Annotated in this window: 3 protein-coding genes; all 3 read left to right on the top strand. The window is 60.0% G+C overall.

Features of this window, described 5'->3' with window-relative positions; genetic code table 11:
* The first annotated feature begins 96 nt into the window (after positions 1-96).
* Positions 97-288 carry a DUF1289 domain-containing protein gene (locus DCO47_RS26025; RefSeq protein WP_016771121.1) on the top strand — a complete coding sequence of 64 codons (192 nt, stop codon included), beginning with the start codon at positions 97-99 and terminating at the stop codon, positions 286-288.
* Between the two features lie 143 nt (positions 289-431).
* A complete protein-coding gene (gene rluB, locus DCO47_RS26020; protein WP_116659227.1) occupies positions 432-1652 on the top strand; it encodes a 23S rRNA pseudouridine(2605) synthase RluB in 1221 nt (406 codons plus the stop codon).
* Positions 1653-2516: 864 nt separating this feature from the next.
* Positions 2517-3929 (top strand): amino acid permease, encoded by a 1413-nt coding sequence (locus tag DCO47_RS26015; protein WP_042607500.1) that lies wholly within the window; start codon positions 2517-2519, stop codon positions 3927-3929.
* The last annotated feature ends 55 nt before the right edge of the window (positions 3930-3984 follow it).

The following is a 3984-nucleotide window of genomic DNA, read 5'->3' as shown; positions in this document are numbered from 1 at the left end:
GATAGCGGTGTAACTGACAAGATGATGTCGACTGACCCACCGCTATCGCGAGCAGGCTCACTCCTACAATGGACTCGTGTTTTTCCGGAGACCTCGATGAGCTCAACCAAAGACCCCTGCATCAGCCTCTGCAAATTCAGCGACGACATCTGCCTCGGCTGTGGCCGCAGCAAGCGCGAGATCAAGGCCTGGAAAAAGCTCGACAAGGACGACAAGCGCACTGTGCTGGCCGAAGCCGCGCTGCGCCTGATCAAACTCGGCGGTGCCGGTCGGCGGAAAAAGAAATAACTGGCAATCGATCAGCTAGTCTCTGATGCGCGACGGCGCACATCCGCGTATGATTCGCGACCCTTCGCCGATCCCTTCGGCCGAATACCCAGATTTCAATGCTTCAGGCGTCGCCTGAACAGACCACACCGGGAGGTGCCCAGATGAGTGACATCAATCAGAAAGACGACCAGGAAATCGGCCCAGCAGGCGAAAAGCTGCAGAAAGTCCTCGCCCGTATCGGCGTCGGCTCGCGCCGTGACGTCGAAGCCTGGATCAGCCAAGGCCGGATCAAGGTCAATGGCAAAGACGCCACCCTTGGCCTGCGTGTCGACATGCACGACGCCATCACCATCGATGGCAAGGTGATCAAGCGCGAAGAGGCCGCCGAATCGGTGCGCCGCGTGATCATGTACAACAAGCCCGATGGCGAGATCTGCACCCGTGACGACCCGGAAGGCCGTCCAACCGTGTTCGACAAGCTGCCGCGCCCGAAAGAAGGTCGCTGGATCAACATCGGCCGTCTCGACATCAACACCACCGGTCTGCTGATGTTCACCACCGACGGTGAGCTGGCCAACCGTCTGATGCACCCGTCCTACGAGATGGACCGTGAGTACGCTGTGCGTGTACGCGGTGAAGTCGACGACGAGATGATTGAACGCCTGAAAGCTGGCGTGGTGCTCGAAGACGGTCCGGCGCGTTTCACCGACATTCAACAGGCCCCGGGCGGTGAGGGCTTCAACCACTGGTACCACTGCGTGGTCATGGAAGGGCGTAACCGCGAGGTTCGGCGTCTGTGGGAATCGCAGGGTCTGGTGGTCAGCCGTTTGAAGCGCGTGCGTTTCGGTCCGGTGTTCCTCAACTCCGACCGGCCGATGGGCCGCTGGCGCGAAATGAGCCAGTACGAAGTCGACGTACTCAGCGCCGAAGTCGGCCTGACGCCGGTGGCGATGCCGCAGCTGAACGCCAAAAGCAAGGACAAGCTCGAGCGCATGCAGCGCAAATCGTCGCGACCAATGGCCAAGACCGAGCGCGTGCGCACCCTGCGCCCAGCCGCTGGCGCACCGACCGGGCCACGCCCGGGCCGCGAGCCGCAGATTGAAGGCGAGCGTCCAGGCCGCAAGCCGGTTGCCCGAGACGGCGAGCGCGCACCGCGTCCAGCCAATGGCCGTACTGAGCGTGGCGAACGCGGCGCTCCTGCCGGTCGCGGTACGCCAGTAGCGGATCGCCCGGCCGATACCACCAACAAGCGCCCGGCCAAGCCTGCGCCAAAGCGCCCGGGGATCAAACTGGTCGACGGCGACAAGCCATCGGGCAAGCGCCGCGGCGCACCGGCCGGTTCGGGCCAGCGCCCGGGTTTCGGACGCAAGAAGCCGGAATAAGGCAGCTGGGAGTTACGAGCTGCAAGCTGCAAGTTGAAGCAGAAACGCCAACCCTTGAGGTTGGCGTTTTTTTTGCTCTTGATTTTGCTTTGCGCTTGCGGCTTGAAACTTGCCGCTTGCAGCTGCTCTTAGAACACGAACCGTCCGTCGAACACCGGCCGATAGCAGGCTAGCTACCGTCAAGATGCAGACATCCTTCAGAAATTTCTGATTCGGAAAATTTACGTTACGGGCTGTAAAAAAAAGCTGACGGTTCGGTGCGATCTATATGGTGCTTTCACGCGTTGCGTGCGGTTGTAAGGAAAAGCTTCCGTGCGCCGTTCGATCTGGCGCTGCGTGAGGCTCTGGGGCGCTTGTTTCCGTTGTTCAGGCGAGGTGTGATGCGCGGCATGCCTGTCGTGCAGGCCAATAACAAGAAGGAGGCGCAATGAACGCCGCGACTGATTTCCACTTCTCCCCGTGGGACGGTTTTTTCCTCGTCCCCGTCGATGGCCCGCAAAGACCTGACTCATATTTTGCAGCCGCTCGAGACGATCGAGGCGGACACACGCAATCCCGGCAACCGACACGCTGATCAGGCGGGTCTGGCAGCAGGGGGTTAGCGGTGTACAATGCGCCGCGTTTTAACTGTGACCCTCTGCGTAATCGCAAAAATATCGAGGCTACCCGCCTTGTTCACTCCGCCGCGCCACAAGCGTGCCGGGTTCGATTTCGTCACAGATAAAAACAAACAGGTGACGCATGACCGTTGTAAATGAGCTGAACTCCTGGTGCCTGCGCTGGGGTTTGATCGGGGCTGCCTGAAATCGCAACCTTGCAGCAACGTCTACTGAACATCATCAAACCTTGCGTGAGACCTTTTTCATGAGTGGACAACCCTCGCAATCAGGCGAGCTTAAACGCGGCCTGAAAAATCGCCATATTCAACTGATCGCCCTCGGTGGCGCGATCGGTACCGGATTGTTCCTTGGTTCTGCCGGGGTCCTGAAATCCGCCGGCCCGTCGATGATCCTCGGCTACGCCATCTGCGGCTTCATCGCCTTCATGATCATGCGCCAGCTCGGCGAGATGATCGTTGAAGAGCCGGTGGCCGGTTCCTTCAGCCACTTCGCGCACAAATACTGGGGCGGTTTCGCCGGTTTCCTCTCGGGCTGGAACTGCTGGATTCTGTACATTCTGGTGGGCATGTCCGAGCTGACAGCGGTCGGCAAATACATCCATTACTGGGCGCCGGACATCCCGACCTGGGTCTCCGCTGCGGCGTTTTTCGTACTGATCAACGCGATCAACCTGGCCAACGTCAAAGTTTTCGGTGAAGCCGAGTTCTGGTTCGCGATCATCAAGGTTGTGGCCATTGTCGGCATGATCGCCCTTGGCAGCTACCTGCTGGTCAGCGGCCACGGCGGCCCGCAGGCCTCGGTGAGCAACCTGTGGTCCCACGGCGGTTTCTTCCCCAACGGGGTGAGCGGTCTGGTCATGGCCATGGCGATCATCATGTTCTCCTTCGGTGGTCTGGAAATGCTCGGTTTTACCGCGGCTGAAGCCGACAAACCGAAAACCGTGATCCCGAAAGCGATCAACCAGGTGATCTACCGCATCCTGATTTTCTACATCGGCGCACTGGTGATCCTGCTGTCGCTGACCCCATGGGACAGCCTGCTGGCAACCCTTAACGCGTCCGGCGATTCGTACAGCGGCAGCCCGTTCGTGCAGGTGTTCTCGATGCTCGGCAGCGACACCGCTGCGCACATCCTCAACTTCGTCGTGCTGACCGCCGCGTTGTCGGTGTACAACAGCGGCACCTACTGCAACAGCCGCATGCTGCTGGGCATGGCCGAGCAGGGCGATGCGCCGAAAGCGCTGGCGAAGATCGACAAGCGCGGCGTGCCGGTGCGTTCGATTCTGGCTTCGGCGGCAGTGACCCTGGTTGCGGTGCTGCTCAATTACCTGATCCCGCAGCATGCGCTGGAACTGCTGATGTCGCTGGTGGTTGCAACGCTGGTGATCAACTGGGCGATGATCAGCTACTCCCACGTCAAGTTCCGTCAGCACATGAACCAAAGCAAACAGACGCCGCTGTTCAAGGCGCTGTGGTACCCGTACGGCAACTTCGTCTGCCTGGCGTTCGTGGTGTTCATCCTCGGCGTGATGCTGCTGATCCCGGGGATTCAGATCTCGGTGTACGCGATTCCGGTGTGGGTGGTGTTCATGTGGGTCTGCTACCTGATCAAGAACAAGCGCAGTGTGCAGCCGGTGGTGGCTGCAACGGCGAAATAACTGCGCATGCGGAAACAACAAACCCGGCCAGAGTGCCGGGTTTGTTGTTTCCAGG

Source organism: Pseudomonas sp. NDM (assembly GCF_003105095.1).
GTDB lineage: Bacteria > Pseudomonadota > Gammaproteobacteria > Pseudomonadales > Pseudomonadaceae > Aquipseudomonas > Aquipseudomonas moraviensis_A.
The sequence above is the reverse complement of the archived record's forward strand: the minus strand, read 5'-3'. Positions and strand labels throughout refer to the sequence as shown.

What these genes read in the sequence shown, in the direction of transcription:
- DCO47_RS26025 (WP_016771121.1), top strand. Translation starts at nt 97, where the DNA reads ATGAGCTCAACCAAAGACCCCTGCATCAGCCTCTGCAAATTCAGCGAC.
- rluB (WP_116659227.1), top strand. Translation starts at nt 432, where the DNA reads ATGAGTGACATCAATCAGAAAGACGACCAGGAAATCGGCCCAGCAGGC.
- DCO47_RS26015 (WP_042607500.1), top strand. Translation starts at nt 2,517, where the DNA reads ATGAGTGGACAACCCTCGCAATCAGGCGAGCTTAAACGCGGCCTGAAA.